Annotated in this window: 9 protein-coding genes and 2 pseudogenes; 5 read left to right on the top strand and 6 right to left on the bottom strand. The window is 36.8% G+C overall.

The annotated features are described in order from the left end of the window. Positions 1-564: transposase (locus BM084_RS18355; protein WP_143083689.1), on the top strand; the 564-nt coding region annotated here is incomplete at its 5' end. Between the two features lie 493 nt (positions 565-1,057). Here the strand turns inward: BM084_RS18355 and BM084_RS18360 are convergent. The 6 genes from BM084_RS18360 to BM084_RS18390 all read right to left on the bottom strand — a co-directional run bounded on the left by BM084_RS18360 (position 1,058) and on the right by BM084_RS18390 (position 9,520). After that, positions 1,058-3,925: a TonB-dependent receptor gene (locus BM084_RS18360; RefSeq protein ID WP_093306527.1), complete on the bottom strand. Its 2,868-nt coding sequence runs from the start codon at positions 3,923-3,925 to the stop codon at positions 1,058-1,060. Between the two features lie 83 nt (positions 3,926-4,008). Beyond that, positions 4,009-5,712 (bottom strand): gamma-glutamyltransferase, encoded by a 1,704-nt coding sequence (gene ggt / locus BM084_RS18365; RefSeq protein ID WP_093306529.1) that lies wholly within the window; start codon positions 5,710-5,712, stop codon positions 4,009-4,011. Between the two features lie 391 nt (positions 5,713-6,103). Beyond that, positions 6,104-6,562 carry a COG2426 family protein gene (locus BM084_RS18370; protein WP_093306531.1) on the bottom strand — a complete coding sequence of 153 codons (459 nt, stop codon included), beginning with the start codon at positions 6,560-6,562 and terminating at the stop codon, positions 6,104-6,106. 8 nt (positions 6,563-6,570) lie between these two features. Continuing rightward, entirely contained in the window at positions 6,571-7,521 is a 951-nt protein-coding gene (locus BM084_RS18375) for a calcium/sodium antiporter (protein WP_093306533.1), read from the bottom strand. Continuing rightward, on the bottom strand, positions 7,521-8,027 hold the full coding sequence (locus BM084_RS18380; protein ID WP_093306536.1) for a hypothetical protein: 507 nt from the start codon (positions 8,025-8,027) through the stop codon (positions 7,521-7,523). The genes BM084_RS18375 and BM084_RS18380 overlap by 1 nt, the downstream gene beginning before the upstream one ends. A gap of 767 nt (positions 8,028-8,794) precedes the next feature. Further along, positions 8,795-9,520: a hypothetical protein gene (locus BM084_RS18390; protein ID WP_093306541.1), complete on the bottom strand. Its 726-nt coding sequence runs from the start codon at positions 9,518-9,520 to the stop codon at positions 8,795-8,797. 598 nt (positions 9,521-10,118) lie between these two features. On the opposite strand from BM084_RS18390, the pseudogene BM084_RS18400 reads away from it, so the two are divergent. The 4 genes and pseudogenes from BM084_RS18400 to BM084_RS18415 form a co-directional block, all read left to right on the top strand. Then, positions 10,119-11,135: pseudogene (locus BM084_RS18400) on the top strand (type IV secretory system conjugative DNA transfer family protein); the annotation flags it as partial. Between the two features lie 475 nt (positions 11,136-11,610). After that, positions 11,611-12,771 carry a helix-turn-helix domain-containing protein gene (locus tag BM084_RS18405; protein WP_093306546.1) on the top strand — a complete coding sequence of 387 codons (1,161 nt, stop codon included), beginning with the start codon at positions 11,611-11,613 and terminating at the stop codon, positions 12,769-12,771. A gap of 466 nt (positions 12,772-13,237) precedes the next feature. Continuing rightward, positions 13,238-18,586, top strand: coding sequence for an MBG domain-containing protein (locus BM084_RS18410; protein ID WP_093306549.1), 5,349 nt, complete (start codon positions 13,238-13,240; stop codon positions 18,584-18,586). 50 nt (positions 18,587-18,636) lie between these two features. Further along, positions 18,637-19,459, top strand: a pseudogene (locus tag BM084_RS18415) (IS3 family transposase); the annotation flags it as partial.

The raw sequence follows: 19,459 nt of genomic DNA on the forward strand, positions 1-19,459 counted from the left end.
CCGGAGTTTGATAATGATCACTGGAGCCACGCTTTTCGGAATTGGGTAGATAGCCAACAGTTTAATTATCCTACTGCCCGGGAAACTATGGCCAGTAAGATGCGCACCTTTAGGTTTATAGATAAAGAGCTTCGTGATGTTTCCAGTCAGCTCAGGGCCTACTGTCGTAAACATTTTAAAGAGGACTACTACCTGCTAAGAAGTATTCCGGGAATTGGCGGAATTGTAGCGGTAGGAATTATTGCAGAACTGGGAGATCTCAGACGTTTTAGCAGCCTCAAACACCTTGCAGGATATGTAGGGCTGGTTCCCGGTATATATCAAAGCGGAGCTACTTCCAGATCTATGGGAATGAGTCCACGGTGTCACGGGCTCATTCGCTCTTATTATGTGGAAGCTGCCTGGCAGGCCATTAGAACCGACCCGGTTATACAGGCTTACTACCGGAAACATCTGGGGAAAGATGTCAAAAAAATAATAGTTAAGGTAGCTCACAAATTACTGAGCCGGACTTTAGCAGTGATAAAAACAAAAACTCCTTATGAAGTGGGGGTTGTAGCATAATATAATATAAATCAATGATCCAGCTCAAAGAATAAGGCCCATACCACAAAACGTCTCGGGTGACCATTAATGGATCACATTTTATAGCTAGTGGATGGGCTATTTTAACCAATCATAATGATGCTGGTGGCGTCCAAAGAGATGACCACAAATAGGATGCTGAGCTGGTTATTTTGCATTGAATTCCTACTGAAGCAAAGCTTCATTAAAAATTCAACGCCCTAAAAATTGAAGGAGTATGGAATAATGAAATTTAAAATATTATTTTTGAGAGACAAGATTATTGCTTTTCATAGGATGAGACGTTGGCAAGCAATAAAAGACATCTATTTAGATAGGGGTGGGGCAGTGCCCCAATATATTAATTGGTAATTAAATTTTATCTTTTTTCAAATCAGTTTAGATATAAATCTAGAAAATAAATAGCAAATATTTAAAATAAAAAATCCCCGAGATAATTCCGGGGACTATTTATAAGACTCTATAAAAATCTCTATTGGAGATTAATACTCAACCTGGCAAATAAAAACCGACCAGAAAACCCAAATTGCTGGGCAGACCTGGACCAGTCAAACCTTCCATCACTACGGTTTCCGAAAGCTGGATCCGCTGCATCTGGATAAATATCAAAAATATTATTTGAGCCAATAGTTAACGTTAAAGCATTAGTCGCTTTAAATCCTATAGAAAGATCGGTTATTACTTTCCCATCAAATTCCTGTTGTCTGAGCGGATCTGAAACCGCCTCCGTTACTTTACCGAAGTAAACATTTCTTAAGAAGAAGTTGAATTTTCCTGCAATAAGACTATTGCTTAAATTAACTTTTGTTCTTGGCACAGCCTCTTCAAGATAAATACGACTATCCTCTGGAAAATAGGTGTCAACTAAACCTGCACGCTCCAATTCTGGAGAAGCCTTAATATCGCCGACTTGCTTTGTTTTAGAAAACGTAGCGGCCAGATCTGATTTCAATTTAAAATTATCCCCAAAAATAGCATTATGAGTAATAACCGCGTCAATTCCTTTGGATTCGGTATCTATGGCATTTGCAAAGAAAGCTGCGGCTGTGGCATTGGCCTGCGAGAGTAACTGATCTAATTCGGTACCCGTCCCTGGACCTCTAAACTGACCTGTATAAACTACTCTGTCATCTATAGCTACAAAATATCCATCTGCAGTGAAGGTAAGATTAGCATCAGGGATCTTCGCAGTAAGGCCAACACTTAAGCTACGGGATGTTTCCTCTTTTAGCTCTGGAATACCAAGTAATTGTGCAGCACGACTATCATTTGAAAAGGTTCCAACTTCTACCGGATCTCCTTCATCATTGAAAATGGTGGAGGTAGAATTAAAATTTAATTGGTGCAAAGAGGGAGCTCTAAATCCAGTATTGGCTGCTGCCCTAATATTTACATTATCACTAAGTTTATATCGTGAGGCAAGTTTGAAATTTATAGTCGAACCAAAATCTGAATAATTTTCAAATCTTGTAGCAAAGGTTAAAAGAAACTTGTTAGTCAAATCCGCTTCTAAATCAAGGTATCCGGCTACACTACTACGTTCTCTTGAAATTTCATTTTTTGGACTAAATCCTGGAAAAACCTGAGAACCTCCAGCCCGAGAGTTTCCGAAGAAATCTTGTGCGGGAATTTGTGATGCATTAGTAATAACATCTCCGTTCTCGGTATACTGTTCGTAAGAAGCTTTTTCCCCTGCAGTAATTTCATATTTCTCCCAACGATGTTCAGCTCCAAAAGCAATATTAAATCCTGAAAACACATCGTCAAAGTATTGAGAAATATCAAGGTTCGTAGTGTTCTGAGCAAAAGAAAATCCACCGGCATCAAAACTTGTCGGAGAGGCGCCTTCTAACGATGCATTGGAAGTATTAGAAATAAGATAGTCAAATCGGTTTTGGCCATACGTATTACTAAAATCTACGTTCCAATCACCAACCATTCCTTTAATACCTGCTGCCAAGGATTGATCTTTAATTTTTGAATTAATTCTTGGAAGAAATCCATTAATATATATTGGAGTATATGTTCGACTCTGATTTGGTAATCGGTAGAATCCTGCTGATTCTCCTCTTCTAGAACTTATACCGGCAAATGAATATATTTCGGTTCCATTGTCATCTAAAGGAAGTGAAAGATTAGCAAAAAACCGGCCGCCACGAAGGGCCGATTGTCCTACCCTCATATTATAATCGCTGCGTTGTTGGCCGCGAGCATCCAATTCAGCTTCGGTGACATTCATACTTAGTAAATCTTGTAATCCTGATCGGTCAGCGGAGGCAATATCATTTTGAAAATCGGAGTCAAAATAGGAGACCTGTTGTGCAAATTCCTGAATTTGACTATCGCTTAAATTAGAGATATCGGCACCATTATTTGCAGCAACACGTTCTATGGCGTTGTAGGCATTAAAAATAGAGCCTTCCCATTCTCCCATTCTGTTATAGGGTTCCCGATAATCAAAATCACCGGAGAAATTAACAAAGCCACCATTTTCACCTAAAGCGATACCATAACTGGCAGCTACATTTACTGTTTCGCCATCTATTCCACCGGTTTGCTTATTTGCATTTTTAGAAAAATTCGCCCCTGAAGTTACATTTAGGTTTAATTCTCCAACTTCTTCATTTAAAACGATATTAATAACTCCCGCTATAGCATCTGAACCATATTGAGCCGCCGCACCATCTCGTAAAACTTCAATCCTTTGAATTGCCGCTGCTGGAATTGCATTTAAATCGGTTCCTACACTTCCGCGTCCGAACGATCCATTTACATTTATTAGGGAAGAATTATGTCTTCTCTTACCGTTTATAAGGACTAAAACTTGATCTGGACCAAGTCCTCTTAACGAAGCTGGATCAATGTGATCGGTACCATCGGCAATAGTTTGTGTATTTGAGGAAAATGAAGGAGCCACATAATTAAGCATCTGGTTAAGGTTAACCTGGGGTACTGCGGTTTGTATTTCCTGGATATCCAAAACATCTACGGGAACGGCAGACTCTACTACCGTTCGGCTGCGACTTCGGGAGCCCACTAATACTACTTCTCCTAAATTAGTTCCAGCTACCATCTGGACATCTATGGTAGTTTGGTCTATCAGTACTTCCCGTGGATCAAATCCTACGAAAGTAAACACAAGTGTTTGTCCAAGAGACGCACTGATCGAATAATTACCATCGAAATCGGTAACTGTTCCCTGGTTAGTCCCCTTTATGGCAACTGACACTCCCGGTAAAGGCTGGGATTGATCATCTACTACTGTTCCCGAAATTTGCTCCTGTCCAAAGGCTAAAACCCCCAGTAAAAGAAAACAAACTACTAAGTAATTTTTTATCATAATATCTCATTTTAAAAACGAAGATACTAAAACATAAACCTAGTAAACCTATATGTTATTAATTTTAACGAAAACCGTTTTCGTTAAAATCCTCGTGCTGCTTCATCACCTCTTGGGTCTGCACCGCCTTCTAATTCACCTGTAGGTAATATTTTAATGGCATTGACTTTCCCTATAATCTGAGAATCGTTTTCATTTATATGATATCCTTTACCTTTAAGTGAATCCAATAATTGCTTTTTAAATGCATTGGGTTCGAAGAGGATTTCATCCGGGAGCCATTGATGATGAAACCTGGGAGCGTCCACCGCTTCTTGCATTGTCATACCAAAGGATTCTACATTTAAAATTGTTTGTAGCACCGAGGTTATAATAGTAGAACCTCCAGGACTTCCAACTACCATATAGAGATCATTGTCTTTTTCTACAATTGTTGGTGTCATAGAACTAAGCATTCTTTTGCCAGGTGCTATCGAATTAGCTTCTGCTCCAATTAAACCGAACATATTAGGTACTCCTGGTTTGGAACTAAAATCATTCATCTCATTATTTAGGAAAAAACCTAGTTCTTCTATATACATTTTGGAACCGTAGGCACCATTAAGAGTCGTGGTCACGGAAACTGCATTACCCAAGGAATCTACAATAGAGTAGTGGGTAGTTTCCATACTTTCCCAACCATTAATCTCCCCATAGTTTATTTCGCTGGAAGGCGTGGCTTGGTTAGGATCGTAAGATTGCATTCTTTTTTTCAAATAATCTGTTGAAAGAAGGCTATAGGTGGGAATTTCTACAAAATCTGGATCTCCTAAATAATAGTTCCTATCTGCATAAGCTCTTCTTTCGGCTTCTGTTAATACTTGAATATATGATAAATTGTTATGCCCATATTGGGAAAGGGGATAGGGTTCAATCATTTGTAAGATCTGTCCTAATACAATACCTCCACTGGAAGGTGGAGGCATTGAAATGACATTAAGGTCTTTATATTTAACTTCTATGGGTTCCCTCCATTGCACTTCGTAGTCTTTTAAGTCTTGTTGTGTAATTATACCGCCGTTTTGCTCTAAAAAAGCCACAATTTTATTCCCAATTGTTCCATTGTAAAACTCATCTCTTCCATTTTTTATTATCTTTTCCAGGGTATTGGCGAGTGCAATATTTCTAAGGGTATCACCCATTTGGTAATTCTTTGAAAATAAAATACTATCCTGATTTTCTCTTAACAATTCTTCTCGATATTTATCTAATCGATTTTGTTGTTTTTCGGTAATAATAAAACCACTGCGTGCCAGCTTTACTACTGGAACCAGAATGGTATCTAAAGGGAGTGAACCAAATTTCTCGTGTACAGCAAAAATACCCGCTACCGTACCCGGTACTCCAACAGCTAAACCTCCATACCGACTAATTTCTGTATTGACTTCTCCTTTTTCATTTTGGTACATTTTTTTAGTAGCAGCGCCAGGTGCCTTTTCCCTAAAATCCAGTGAACCTTTGGTCCCATCTGCTTCACGATAGACCATAAATCCGCCACCCCCAAGGTTCCCGGCAAAAGGATAGGTTACTGCCAGAGCCATTTCGGTAGCTACCATAGCATCAAAGGCATTACCTCCTTTTTGCATAATTTTAACCCCGATCGCGGAAGCTTCTGCACGTGCAGAAACTACCATGGCATTGGGAGTAATTAAAGCTTTGGAAGATTGTTGTTGTAAGAGTATTTTGTCTTCTGTCTCTTTACAAGAAATGCTAAGGATGGCAATTAAAATGAAAAAATAATACCTCATAGAATTATTATTATAGCTTTTAAAATTGAACTGTAATTGAAACTCACAAAAGTAAATGAGTTTTATTAGTGCACAAGTATATTTAAAGAATGGATATTTTTTAAATATATAATATCGTACTGCCTAAGATAGAATGACCAAATTTAATGATCACTAGGTTTTTTTTCAGAAATACTCAAAATCGGGAATTCCCTTCTTAAACTATTATAATGGGAACCAAATTAGTTAAGCACATTAATAAACCTGGTACAAAAAAGTTTTACTCAATCTTTTATAAAATATGTACCTGGTAAAATCCTGAAAGCAATAGTACGATAGCATTCTCTGTTGCTTTTTATTTTGTACCCTGTTACCGAACATATTAGAATTTAAAGAATGGATTAATCAAATTTTAATAAACTCCCTGGAAAGATAAAACTGTTAGTGTCCAAACTATTATACATGAAAGATAAATCCCTAGGGTATTAGCAATAAAAGCTTGTTTCGTTTCCAGACCAAATAACCAGGCAGCGATAGTCCCGGCATAAACGCCAGTTCCAGGAATTGGCATCATCACAAAAAAAAGTAATCCCCAAAATCCATATTTCTGAACATTTTTTCCAGCGCCTAATTTTGCTCTGCGGGCAACGAAAATAGCAGACTTTTTATAAACGCGCCACTTGAGCAAATACTTGTTGATATGTTTCAGGAAAAATTGCATCAGCGGAAAGACCATTACATTAGCGGCAAAGTATAGTGTAAAAGCAAGGTAGTGGTTTACATTATTATAGATTGCATAAGGTATTCCAACCTTTGCCTCACCAAAAGGTAAAATACTCCATAGCATGGAGGTGAGTATATCGTTGAGCATCGTATAGTTTAGATTTCCTGGCTTACCAGGTAAATGGTATAGGAGATAAAAATAACTACCAGTAATGCAGACGCAAGTCTACCCAGTTTTTTCTTTCCAAGGTAAAGGAGCAGGAATAATAGGGTCGTCCCTCCAAGAAGTAAGTAAACATCTCGGTTAAATGCTACATCATATGCGATTGGTCTCACAGTGGCGCTTAGACCAAGGATAAAGAAAATATTGAAAATGTTTGAACCTATTACGTTACCTATGGCGATATCACTATTTTTTTTCAGTGCAGCCACCACAGAAGTAGCAAGTTCAGGTAAAGAAGTTCCCGCCGCTATAATCGTTAAACCAATAAGTTTTTCGCTAACTCCCATTTCAGTAGCCATAAATACGGCACTGGATACCACCATTCTCCCTCCGGCAACTAGTGCAATAAGTCCAATGATAATTAATCCCCAAATTTTCCAAATCGGTAAATTTACTTCTTTGATTTCCTCAAGTACCGGTTCACTTTTTAGTTGGGTATAGACATAAGCCAGAAATATTAAAAACAGAATTAACAGGATGATCCCATCCCCACGGCTTAAAATTTCCTCCTGAAAAATATAACTATTCGCCATTAGCAATACCATTAATCCCGCCAATAATGAGATGGGAATCTCCTTAAAAAGCGTACTGGATTGAACCGCTAAAGGGGTGATTAATCCTGCTACTCCAAGAATAAAGAATAAATTAAAATTATTACTACCAATTATATTTCCGAAAACAATGTCCTGATGGTTTTCGATAGAAGCGGCTAAATTTACCACTAATTCAGGGGCAGAGGTCCCAAAAGCAACTATAGTTAATCCAATTGCCAGATCAGATATTTTTTTCTTCCTGGCAATCGTGGATGCACCGCTGACTAACCAGCCTGCTCCTTTGATTAGAAGAAACAGGCCAAGGGCTAATAAAATAATATATAAAAACATTATGCAGTACGTCTTAGGTATGGTTGAGTGGAGAGGTATTTCCGTAATTCCAATGCCAGTTTTTGTGCATTATTTAATTCAAACTCCTGATTATAATTCAGGTCATGATCAAACAAGGTTATTACCTGAAAATCCAGTGAATTTTGCTCATAAATTTCAAGATCTATACGCGTTAGAATTTCTTCAGGTTTTCCTTGTATCTTGTAGGTATGAGTTTGGGGTCGTATTTTAATATCCCCCATCTTAATTAAATTTATTAATCTTATTTCAAAATTCATTTCTGTTTTTTGGACAAATAAAAATTGCCTTTTTTCTACATCTACTCCTGCAAGGTTGTTATTCCAGAGGAGTTCATAACTAATATTAAGCCCTAGTTTTTGGGCTTCTTCCTTAAACCTGTTTATGATATTTTTTTTCTCTTTGTTTGCGATTAAAGGAAATATAATAAAAGGTAAAAAACAGATGATTACTAATATACTGGAAATAATTATAAAATCGATTTTCATTTTTCTGGATTTAAAATTGTGATTCTTAAAAAATTAGGAGCTGGTAAAACATATCCATAGGGATATGTCACCGATAGATGAATACACTAGTAGGTGAACCCTCACCGGAATTCTAAAGAAAAAAATGAAATGGAAAAATGATAGCTGAAAGATCTAAGCCCGGCTTTATAAATCGGTTTTTTGAATAGTAGGCTTTTAATTTTGAAAGCGCGCTGGCATTTTCCAAATACCGATAGATGATTGAATAGTTGCTGGATCGGTAATGTGAAAACTCTATTGAAGTAGAAAGATGGCTTGGGGATAATAATTTCAGGTCTTCTGATAATTCAGCTTCAACCTGATTTTTAGTATGAATTGATTCAGTATCCGAAGCATACAAATTAATCGTACTGTTTCCGATAAGTATTAGAATTAAAATTAGAACCAACTTAGAATACGACATAATAACATCTGAATTACAGCTCAAATTTAGGTGTTAATTCTGTTAATTATTTATTAATATTTTTACAGATAATTCAATTTTTTTCAAAGTATGTCCTTTTTTAAAACATAAATTTCTTAATAAATTAGCGTTGGTTGTTTATACCGTTGTTTATTGGAATACTTATGATGATGGACATACCAGGTTGCCTGAAATCCTACGACTGTTTCTGAAATACCTATGCTAACATTTATTTTTAGATGACCAGTTTTGATTTCTTCTGCGATTGTCTCAGTTAACATATAAATGGTCCTACACTTTCCTGTTACCAACTAAAAGTATTTCATTAAAGTTGATTGATTTCCCTATATTCCTTTCCTGCATTATAAATCAGATTTATTAAGTCAAGTTTTTTCTTTTCCTGCAATAAATTAGAATTAATTTTCTTCGATACAAGAAAATCTAAAAATAAGGGATGATAGCTTTTAGGGATTGAAAGATTTTCAAGTAAGAACTGTTTATTTAAAATATCATCCTTTTTGAATAATATTTTGAGCTCATTATAACTGATCATTTTTTGGTTGGGAAGATCCGTTTTGCGGGCTTCTTTTTTCTTACTCAGTAAGCCCTTAACCGCTTGTAAAAGATAAATAATATTACCTTTGTGGGGTTCGTAAAATGTAGGGTTTTTTAGAATGTCCTGTTGGAGGGAATAATATAATTTTTCATCTAATTTTTCAATAGGTACCTTTTTAAAATTGCGATTACGAATCTTTACCTCGTCCAGCGTTGTATTTTTTAATTCTATTACAATATTGTTGGTTAGGTGATTTCTTTCAATTATAAGGTTTTCTTCTTCATATAAAATCGACTTAAAAACTATGGTATCCTGAACATTAGCACTTATTTTAAAAAAGCCATTTCCATCAGACGTAGAATTCAGTTGTTGAGTTATATTCTTCACTGTTATATTATGATCAATTCGACCATTAGCATTATATAAATATCCTTTAACTTCTTGTCCGTATGTTTGAAGGGAGATAAATAAAAGAAGGTATGAAAATATCTTCATTAGATTTAGGGTTCTTTTTTGAATTGATTCGTGCTATTTTATTTTTTAATTTAATCAATTTAAATGATACTTCAACAGTAGCCATATTGATCGCTGAGTTTTCTCCAGGAAGTTTTATGGCGTTATTAGGTCTATATTTATTTTTTAGGTATCCCCATAAGCCAGATAACATCTAGCTCTTCAAGGTAATAATCCATATATTTTTTTCCCGCTTAAAACCCACGGCGGGCCATATTTGCCATATACGGGAATTTTTGTTTTTTAGAGATTATTTTTTTATCCTTCTTCTGCATTACTTATTAAACGGGCTTAGCAATATCCACTTTATTGATGATATTATTCTGAAGTAATCAAGGCTTTGATCAATTGCTCCCAGGTACGGTGGCGCTTCAGCTAATACGTATTCTATAATTAATTTTCGCCTATGATTCTGAATTGTAATAGAAGAAAAATTTTACTCGATAATCGAGTTTAAATGCTCCGTCCCGAAGCATCGGGAGGCCTCGAAATCAAAATATAATTTTCAATAATAATGTTTTTGAGCTTGCTCCGAAGTAGTTTACTGATTTGATAACAAAGAATTTTGAAAGCTCGCCAGGCCAGGGTCCTGGTTGAAAATCTATTGGAACAACGGGAATCGGGTGCTTCTGGAGCTACCAGGTTTTTTAATGACCCAGCTGAAGGTTTGATCGGTGGACTCATTTGGAAATTAAAAACTACCTATTCCGAGTTTTGTACCCTACCACATCTAATAGCTATTTACCAATATCTGGATACCGATAGCCTGGTAAAGTTTCTGGAAACTAATACCACCTCGCGGGCGATGGCTGATGCTTTTATTAGTGGTAAAGATTCTGAACGACAAACCGCCGGGGTGAAAAGTACCCTGGCGAACGCCCTAAAGAGAATCAGTACGCAGCGGATTTTTATGGCACTTTCCGCAGATGAGGTACCGCTGAATATTAATAGTGAAGAGAATCCCGCTGTCATTTCGGTGGTGAACAATCCTAAATATGAATCTTCTTACTCACCGGTTATTGCTACGATCATTCATACCATTACCAAACAAATGAGTCTTAAAAATTCTAAAGCTTCTTTCTTGCTTATGGAAGAAGCTCCTACCATTCGGTTGCTAAATATGCACCGTATTCCTGCCACCCTAAGAAGTTATAATATCGCTACCATCTACGTAATGCAAGACAAGATTCAGAATGATATGATGTATGGGGAAAAGGCAAGTAGGGCTATTCTTAGCAATCTTTCTTACTAGTTTTTCGGTAAGGTAAATGATCCAGATACCGCCAAATATTATGAACGCTTTTTTGAGATCGTAAAGAAACCAACCAGAAGTGTCAGCAGTAGTTACAGCCTCGATTTTGATACCCGGGTTACCAAAGGAGAAAAGGAAATTCCCAAATTAAGATCCGATGTTTTCTTTCGGTTAAAACAAGGGGAGTTTATTACTTATGCCGATGGACAGGATAAAAGGCTTCAGTTTAAACTGCAAACAATAGATAGAAAGCTTCCAGATGAAACGAATAAGTATTCCAAAATGGATTTAAAGAATAATTTTGAAAGGATTTTCAGGGAGGCAAAAGCTATATTCGATGGATAAAATTCTAAAACAATCCCAATTCAGATCACCATTATTGCTTCTTCATTCTTTTCTTTTGATTCCGTATTTTTAAACGAATTAAGGATTTTTCAAGCAGTGATATTTTTTTTCTTTCAATGAGATTCAATCGAAGTGATCGTATAAGAAAAATAATTAATAATGAGGTTATAAGACCTAATAGAGCTTCCAACATTTTTTTGGTAAAGCTAATTAAAACCTTAGGATAACTTAATTTAAGGGTTATAAATCAAAGTTAAATATTTCAGATTTGAATATTATGAACATTAATTCAGAATAATTTTTTTTATAGCATTCTAAATCATATTAATTATCTTTTTATATTTGCTGTTAAATATATCTTAAAATACAACATAACCCTTAGGTGACCTGATTATTCATTGATGTAGCCTTATTCATTGTGAGGAGAATTGCATCGAGATAGCAAGCTTATTATTGAGAGAAAATTTAAAGTTAAATGATTATAATATTGCTTCTCGCAGCCATCTTCGGCTTTGTGCTAACTACCACTTTATTTTTTAAAAAATCAGTTAATAAAGTTGCAACTCGAATCTTGGGTTCTTTTTATTTTCTACTATCTGTATATGCATTGCAGGCTTTTATAATAGATGGGGGATATTTAGAGCATTTTCAATGGTTTTTTTTATGGCCCTTACTACCCTATAATCTTATTTTCATTCCTATATATTATTATTTTAAAGTTATTTTGACGGATCATTTAAGCTTTGATAAAACGGAATTAATTTTACTTGTTCCTTTTTTATTAGGTTTGATAGATGTTACTTACGTTTATCTTCAACCAGAAAGTGTTTATCAAAATATTATATCAGGAGCAATCTCAAACCCTGAGACAAGGCTCAATGCAGAATACTTGCTGCTAAGCCTTGATCAACATCTTCTTATGAGACACCTATGGCAGCTCGGGGTCTTGGTTACAATAATTCCTGAAATCAGATTTTTTATAAAAAATGGCGATAATAATGAATTAAAAAATATTCTCAACAAGTGGTTGTTGATTTTCTGGGGAATCCTGATGATAATGGCTTTGTTGGCTATTATTTATGCCCTCGAAAAAATGATGTTGGTGGAAATTTTCGACTCATTAATCATAATAGGTAAAAATGGTGGAATAATTACGCTTCTATTGTATATAGCCCTTTTCCTAATTGGTATAATTCCAATTTACTTTCCCAGTATATTGTATGGATATCCGCAAAGGCAAAGACCTGATGCAAATTTTATTTTACATGAAGAAACTGAAGGCCTGAAATTTGGCTTAGAAAAGGAAGAAGTACTGGTCAAACTCAAACGTTTGAAGGAAAACAACTGTCATTTAGATAAAAATTTTAATCTATCTGAATGTGCCAAAAAGTTGGATATGCCTTCCCATCATATTTCATATTTTTTAAAACAATACTATGGAATAAGTTTCGCTGCATATAAAAATACCTTGCGTACAGAGCATGCCAGGAATTTAATTGAACAAGGCTACCTGGAAAATAATACCATCGATGCTTTAGCCGAAGAATGCGGATACGCCACAAGAACATCTTTTAGTAAAGCCTTTAAGAATGTAGCTGAAATGAGTCCAAGTCAATACGCTTTAGATTATAAATAAAAATCACAATTATCTCAAAACCCTCTATTATAGATTTTTAGGTATGTGTCCAAATCGAATTTGGACACCATTGCACCTGTATTTCAACCCAATTTTTATTTATTTTAACGTTTTTTTGCATTATAATAACATTTCATTTGACCGTTTTTTCTTTCTACAGCGAAATGACTAACTAATCTTTTACTTTATCACTTAATACATCCGTTTTATATGAAGCACAATTACTTTTTTAGAGTTTCTTTCCTTTTGATATTCCTTTTGGATTGCAGATTCCTCTGGAAGCTAAACCTTCTATTTTCCCCATCATTGATAGGGTAATAGAGAGTGGTAAAAACCCCGCAACCGAATCTGGGTTCATATGGCGTCAATTATATTCTACCCACAACTGATAGCGTTATATAAGTAATAAGAGCCCTATAACTCGTTGAAAATCCAAATTTCACAAAAAACTTAAATTTTAATTTATATGAAAAAAAGTTACTTCCAATCTGAAAATATGAATTTTAATTCTATTTTAATTGTAAAGCTATTTACAATGATAGTTTTGCTTTTACCTTTTGAATTTTTTGGGCAGGCATTCACAGAAACTTTTGATACAAATCCATGCGGCTCAAATTTATGTACCACCACTAATTTTACACGAAATTTAAATGGAGTTGATTTTGAATTTACATTTCAAGGCAGCGGTGATGGGGGTAATTTTTCTTATGAAACAGAATATGGAGAAGGTAATTCACCTGCAATAAATTTACTTTCAGGTGCTCTAAATCCAGGTACTACTGAAACTGTTACAATAAAAAGGAGGGATAATGGAGAGTTCATTTTTAATAGCATATTTGTTAATAATACAGATGCGCAGACTTTAACATTCCAGGGATATAAAAACGGTTCAGCTGTAAGTAGCTCTCAGTCTGCCCCTAGGGGAACTAATAATACATTAAATTTTAGCGGAATTACTCTCGATGAAGTAAGAATAACTTCAACAGATTTTTATAACATTAACCTTGATTCTTTTTCCGGTGAAATTCCATCATCAGTTACAGTACCAACTGTAAATACTTCTTCCGTATCTTCCATCACTGCCACCGGAGCCACTTTTAGCGGCAATGTAACGGACGATGGAGGAACTACGGTCACAGCCCGTGGATTCGTATATTCCTCTTTAGACAATACTCCAACCATAGGAGAATCTGGGGTGACCAAAATTAGTAATGGTAGTGGAACAGGTACTTTTGAAGAAAGTGTTTCTGGTTTAAGCGGTTCGACAAATTATTATTACCAAGCCTATGCGACCAATAGTGAAGGGACAATTTATGGTGGGGTAGAGAGTTTTATAACTAGCGCTGTGAACAATCCCCCTACTGATATTAAGTTACCGCTATATAATGTAAGTCGAAATCAAAGTCCTTTCGCAAAACTTACAACTACTGATGCTGATCCAACGGATACATTTACCTATACTTTAATTGCTGGGGAAGGAGATGATAATAACAGTAGTTATGAAATAGTAAAATCTGGGGTAGATTCTTATGTACGATTTAAGGTGAGTGGAGAATTCATCCCTGAAGGATTAAATAGTATACGGATACAGACTAATGATGGAATAGATACTTTTGAGAAGATCTTTTCATTTAATGTCGCTTATAGTTTTGAAAATTTTTCATGGACAAGTTCCAGTAATGTTGCGAATACCACCGGGGTAACGTATACATTTAATTATGAAATTGTAACGCCCAATCCTACCAATATTCTTTACGTTATTAATTATGATGGATGGGAAGTTCCCTTTCTTGGAGAAAGCTCTAATAATAATAAAATCACCGATGCCGAAAAACAGAATGTTACTGTAAAGGTGAATGGTGTGGATCAAGACTTCTCAATTCGAAACTGGAATACAGGGCTGATGGAGGTTAGTTTAACAGATTCAAATATCACCGCTGGGGCCCAGGTTCAAATTATTGTAGATAATGTAACCAATAAAGGTGCTGGCTCCCATTCTTGGCGCTTAATTAGGACTTCATATCCCTCCGGTCAGCCTATCGATGAAGCTTTTGGGCCAAACCCAATTGTGTTACTGTCAAGCACTACTCCAGTTGTAAGTACAATTTCAGCTACGGAGGTAAATTCTTCCCAGGCTATACTGAACGGAAATATCACTTCTGATGGCGGAGCTACCGTTACAGAGCGCGGCTTTGTCTATTCCAGTTCAGACAATACTCCAACCATAGGAGGATCTGGGGTAACCCAAATTAGTAATGGTAGTGGAACAGGTACTTTTGAAGAAAGTGTTTCTGGTTTAAGCGGTTCCACAAATTATTATTACCAAGCCTATGCGACTAACACTGAAGGGACTAGTTATGGCGGGGTGGAAAGTTTTGCAACCTTGACTTCACAAAACCCACCATCTATTACCAGTACACCAGCGAAAACTATTCCTTACGGTCAACAATACAATTATGGTGTAGTAGCTTCGGTAGAAGGAAATTTGGAAACAATCTTAAGTGCACCCACCCTACCTGCTTGGTCGAGCTTTAGTACAGATGGAGTAGGTACCGCCGCTCAATTTGGTGATATTCCTTCAGGTGTATATTTGTCTGGTGTAGCCGGAGATGAAGAGGGAAATATTTATGCAATCAGACAAAATGGAACCGAAATTTTTAAAATAGAACCGGATGGTACTACTACTTCCTGGAAGTCAGGAATGATACCAGGAAGCGTTTATGCACTCCATATTGCGAATGGATATGTTTATATCCCTAGATATTATAATTCTACACAGTCTATCACAAGGGTGCCGCTTAACGATCCATCAGCCACAGAAGAGGTTTTTATCGCCCGATCCGGTGGAGTTCTTTCTTTGACAGATAAAGATGGATTTATTTATGCCGCCAATTATAGTAATAGTGAGATATTGAAAATAAATGAATCTACCAAAGCGGTAGAGGTGGTTTTAACCGACGCTGATGGAATACCAACATACGGCCCATTTGGATTAACCTTCGACGATGAAGATAATCTATACATCGCTACCTGGGGAAATAATACCATCTTAAAATATGATGGAACATCAGTCAGTACGGTTCTTTCCAATCTACCGAGGAACGTATCCTCTATTCGAGTTGATGCATCGGGTAATTTCTATCTTTCGATGTCAAACGGTGGAGTCAGGAAGTACACTTCAGATTTCAGTTCCTTCGAAGTTGTTTCGCTTAGTGAGACTGATAATATTTGGAGCCTCTCTTTTACTTCGAGCGGCTCTTTGGTCTATGCGAAGTATAGTACCAATGAAGTTTATCGCCTTCAGACGGGAGCGGTATTAACCGGAACGCCTACTAAATCTGATGTAGGTGATCATCCTGTGGTATTAAGGGCCGAAAATGAAACCGGGTTCATCGAGCAAGCCTTTACCATCACTGTAATAGATGAAACAGCTCCGGCACTCACTACGCTGTCGCCGGCAAATAATGCCACTGATGTTACGCTTCAGCCTTCGCTAAAAATCACGTTTGACGAGGAAATCGCTTTGGGAACTTCAGGTACGCTGACAGTCAATAATGGGTCTACGGTGCTTAGAACTTTTGATCTTTCGGAAACTGTGGATCTGGATTTGATCGAAGTTGCAGAAGATAATCTTAGTGTTTCGATTCCATTAGATATTGCCTTACCAGTCAATACAAAAATCAGTATTGGACTATCTGGCGGTTTTGTTCAGGATCAAGCTGAAAATGATTTTGATGGATTTACGCGGGATTCCAATACCTGGACATTCACCACCATCAACAAATTAGATCAAAACATCACTTTCCCAGAAATTTCCACAAAAGCTTATGGAGACGATGAATTTATCCTGGGTGATGAAGTTACCGATCAGGGCTTGGTTGTCACTTACACTGCCCAGGATACTGATATAATATCAATCTCGGGGAATAAGGCTACTATTTTGAAAGTTGGAACTACTCAAATCACAGCAACCCAGGAAGGAGATGAGGAAACTTTTTCGGCAGAACCTGTAACACAAACTTTAAGCGTTAATAAAGCAGCAATTACCATAGCGGCAGATAATAAGTCGAAAATCTATGGGGGTCCTGATCCTGAACTGACTTACGAGATTGCTGCCGGAGATTTAGTAGGAGATGATACTATTTCGGGAGAACTGATCCGTGAGAATGGGGAAAATGCTGGCTCCTATACTATTCAACAGGGTACATTAAACTTAAGCAGCAACTATGATCTTACCTATAAAACTGCCGATCTAACCATAGAAAAGGCAGAAGCGGTAATCACTGCAGATGATACACAAACTTTTACTTATGATGGAGCAGAAAAAGAAGTGACTGCAGAATTGAATCATACAGAAGCTGAATTATCATATACTCCTCAGCAAGGCTATACCGATGCAGGAACTTATCCTGTAACCGTATCAGTCGGAGAAACTGACAATTATCTGGCTACTTCAAAAGAAGTGTCTTTGGTAATTGATAATGCAGAGACCACGGGAGTAACTCTTGAAAGTGAAACTTATACATATGATGGAGCTTCAAAAACACTCACGGTTACTGGTCTTCCAGAAGGTGCTTCTGTAAGTTATAACAACAACGATAAAATTAATGCAGGAACTTACACAGTAACTGCAACAGTTAGCCAGAAAAACTATAATGACAAAATCCTGACTGCTGATCTTGTCATTGAAAAGGCAGAAGCGTTAATCACTGCAGATGATACACAAACTTTTACTTATGATGGAGCAGAAAAAGAAGTGACTGCAGAATTGAATCATACAGAAGCTGAATTGACCTATACTCCACAGCAAGGCTATACCAAGGCAGGAACTTATCCTGTAACTGTATCTGTTGATGAAACTGACAATTATCTGGCTACTTCAAAAGAAGTGTCTTTGGTAGTTGATAATGCAGAGATCACAGGAGTTGCTTTTGAGAATGAAACTTTTACTTATAATGATGAAGTTCACAATTTAGCTGTAACCGGTCTTCCAGAAGGTGCTTCTGTAAGTTATAACAACAACGATAAAATCAATGCTGGAACTTACAAAGTTACTGCCACAGTAATCCAGGAAAACTATAATAATAAAATCCTGACTGCTGATCTTGTGATCAACAAAGCAGAAGCTATAATTACTGCCGAAGCTACGCAAACTTTCACGTACGACGGAACTGTTAAAAATGTTGAAGCAAATTTGAATCACTCCGAAACGCAATTGGCTTATGCTCCGCAGCAAGGATATACCAATGCGGGAACTTATCCTGTTACCATTTCTTCGGAAGAGACCGACAACTATTTGTCTGCTTCTAAAGAGGTGTCGTTGGTCATTGAAAATGCGGAGATCGAAGGAGTAGCTTTTGAAGGAGATACTTTTATCTATGATGGTACTAAAAAATCCATCGCGGTAATCGGTCTTCCTGAAGGAGCGACAGTAACATACGCTAACAACGGGCAAATCAATGCTGGGACCTACAAAGTTACTGCTACTGTAAGGCTGGAAAACTACAATGATAAAATCCTGACTGCTGATCTTGTGATCAAGAAAGCTGAAGCGGTAATCATTGCCGATGCTATTCAAATGTTCACTTATGGTGGTATTGTTAAGGATGTTTCAGCAACATTAAACCATTCTGAAACTCAATTGACTTATACTCCTCAGCAAGGCTATATCAATGCAGGAACTTATCCAGTTACTATCTCTTCTGAAGAGACTGACAATTATTTGTCAGCGTCAAAGGAGGTTTCCTTGGTAATTGACAATGCAGAAATCGAGGGAGTAACTTTTGAAGGAGAAACTTATGTAAGCTTCCCTTAAAACCGAACTGTTTAAAAGTATAATATATTTTATAACTTTAAACAGTAATTATGAAGAAGAGTAGATATTCACCACAGCAAATCGCAAAGATTTTAAAGGAGTTTGATAACGGAAAAACGGCCGCAGAGATCAGCCGTGAATATTGTATTAGTACAGCTGCGTTCTACAAGTGGCGGGAACGCTATGGCGGGATGAACGGTAAAGAGCTTAAGCGCCTAAAAGATCTGGAAGAGGAAAACCGAAGACTGAAGCAGATGTATGCCAATCTATCCCTAGATCATCAAATGGCCAAAGAAATCATTGAAAAAAAGCTTTAAAGCCCTGCCGTAAAAGAACTATTGCTAAAGAACTTGTTCATTACGGTATTAGCAGGGCGTGCCGTGTTTTAAATATGAGCAAAAGCGTTTTTTATTACAGGCCAATTCCAAAGGACGATACTGCTATCGAAGCGGCCTTACAACAAAAAGCTAAAGAACATAGCGAAGAAGGCTTTTGGATGGCTTACGATCGTCTAAGAAATGAAGGCAAGCCCTGGAACCATAAACGGGTATACCGGGTCTATAAAAAGCTTGGCCTAAGTTTGAGACGAAAGGTAAAAAAGCGGTTACCTGCCAGAGTTAAAGAACCCCTGGAGGCTCCCATAGCTCTTAATCGTAGCTGGAGTATTGATTTTGTAACCGATGTTCTGGAAAATAAAAGGCGCTTCCGTGGTTTAACCGTAATCGATGATTACAACCGGGAAGCATTGCATATAGAAATTGATTTTTCACTGCCCAGCAAACGTGTCGTCTGGGTATTGAACCATTTGATTAATCGCAGGGGAAAACCTCAAAAAATAAGAATGGATAATGGACCTGAATTTGTTGCTAAGAT

The organism is Salegentibacter agarivorans (genome assembly GCF_900113135.1).
Taxonomy (GTDB): domain Bacteria; phylum Bacteroidota; class Bacteroidia; order Flavobacteriales; family Flavobacteriaceae; genus Salegentibacter; species Salegentibacter agarivorans.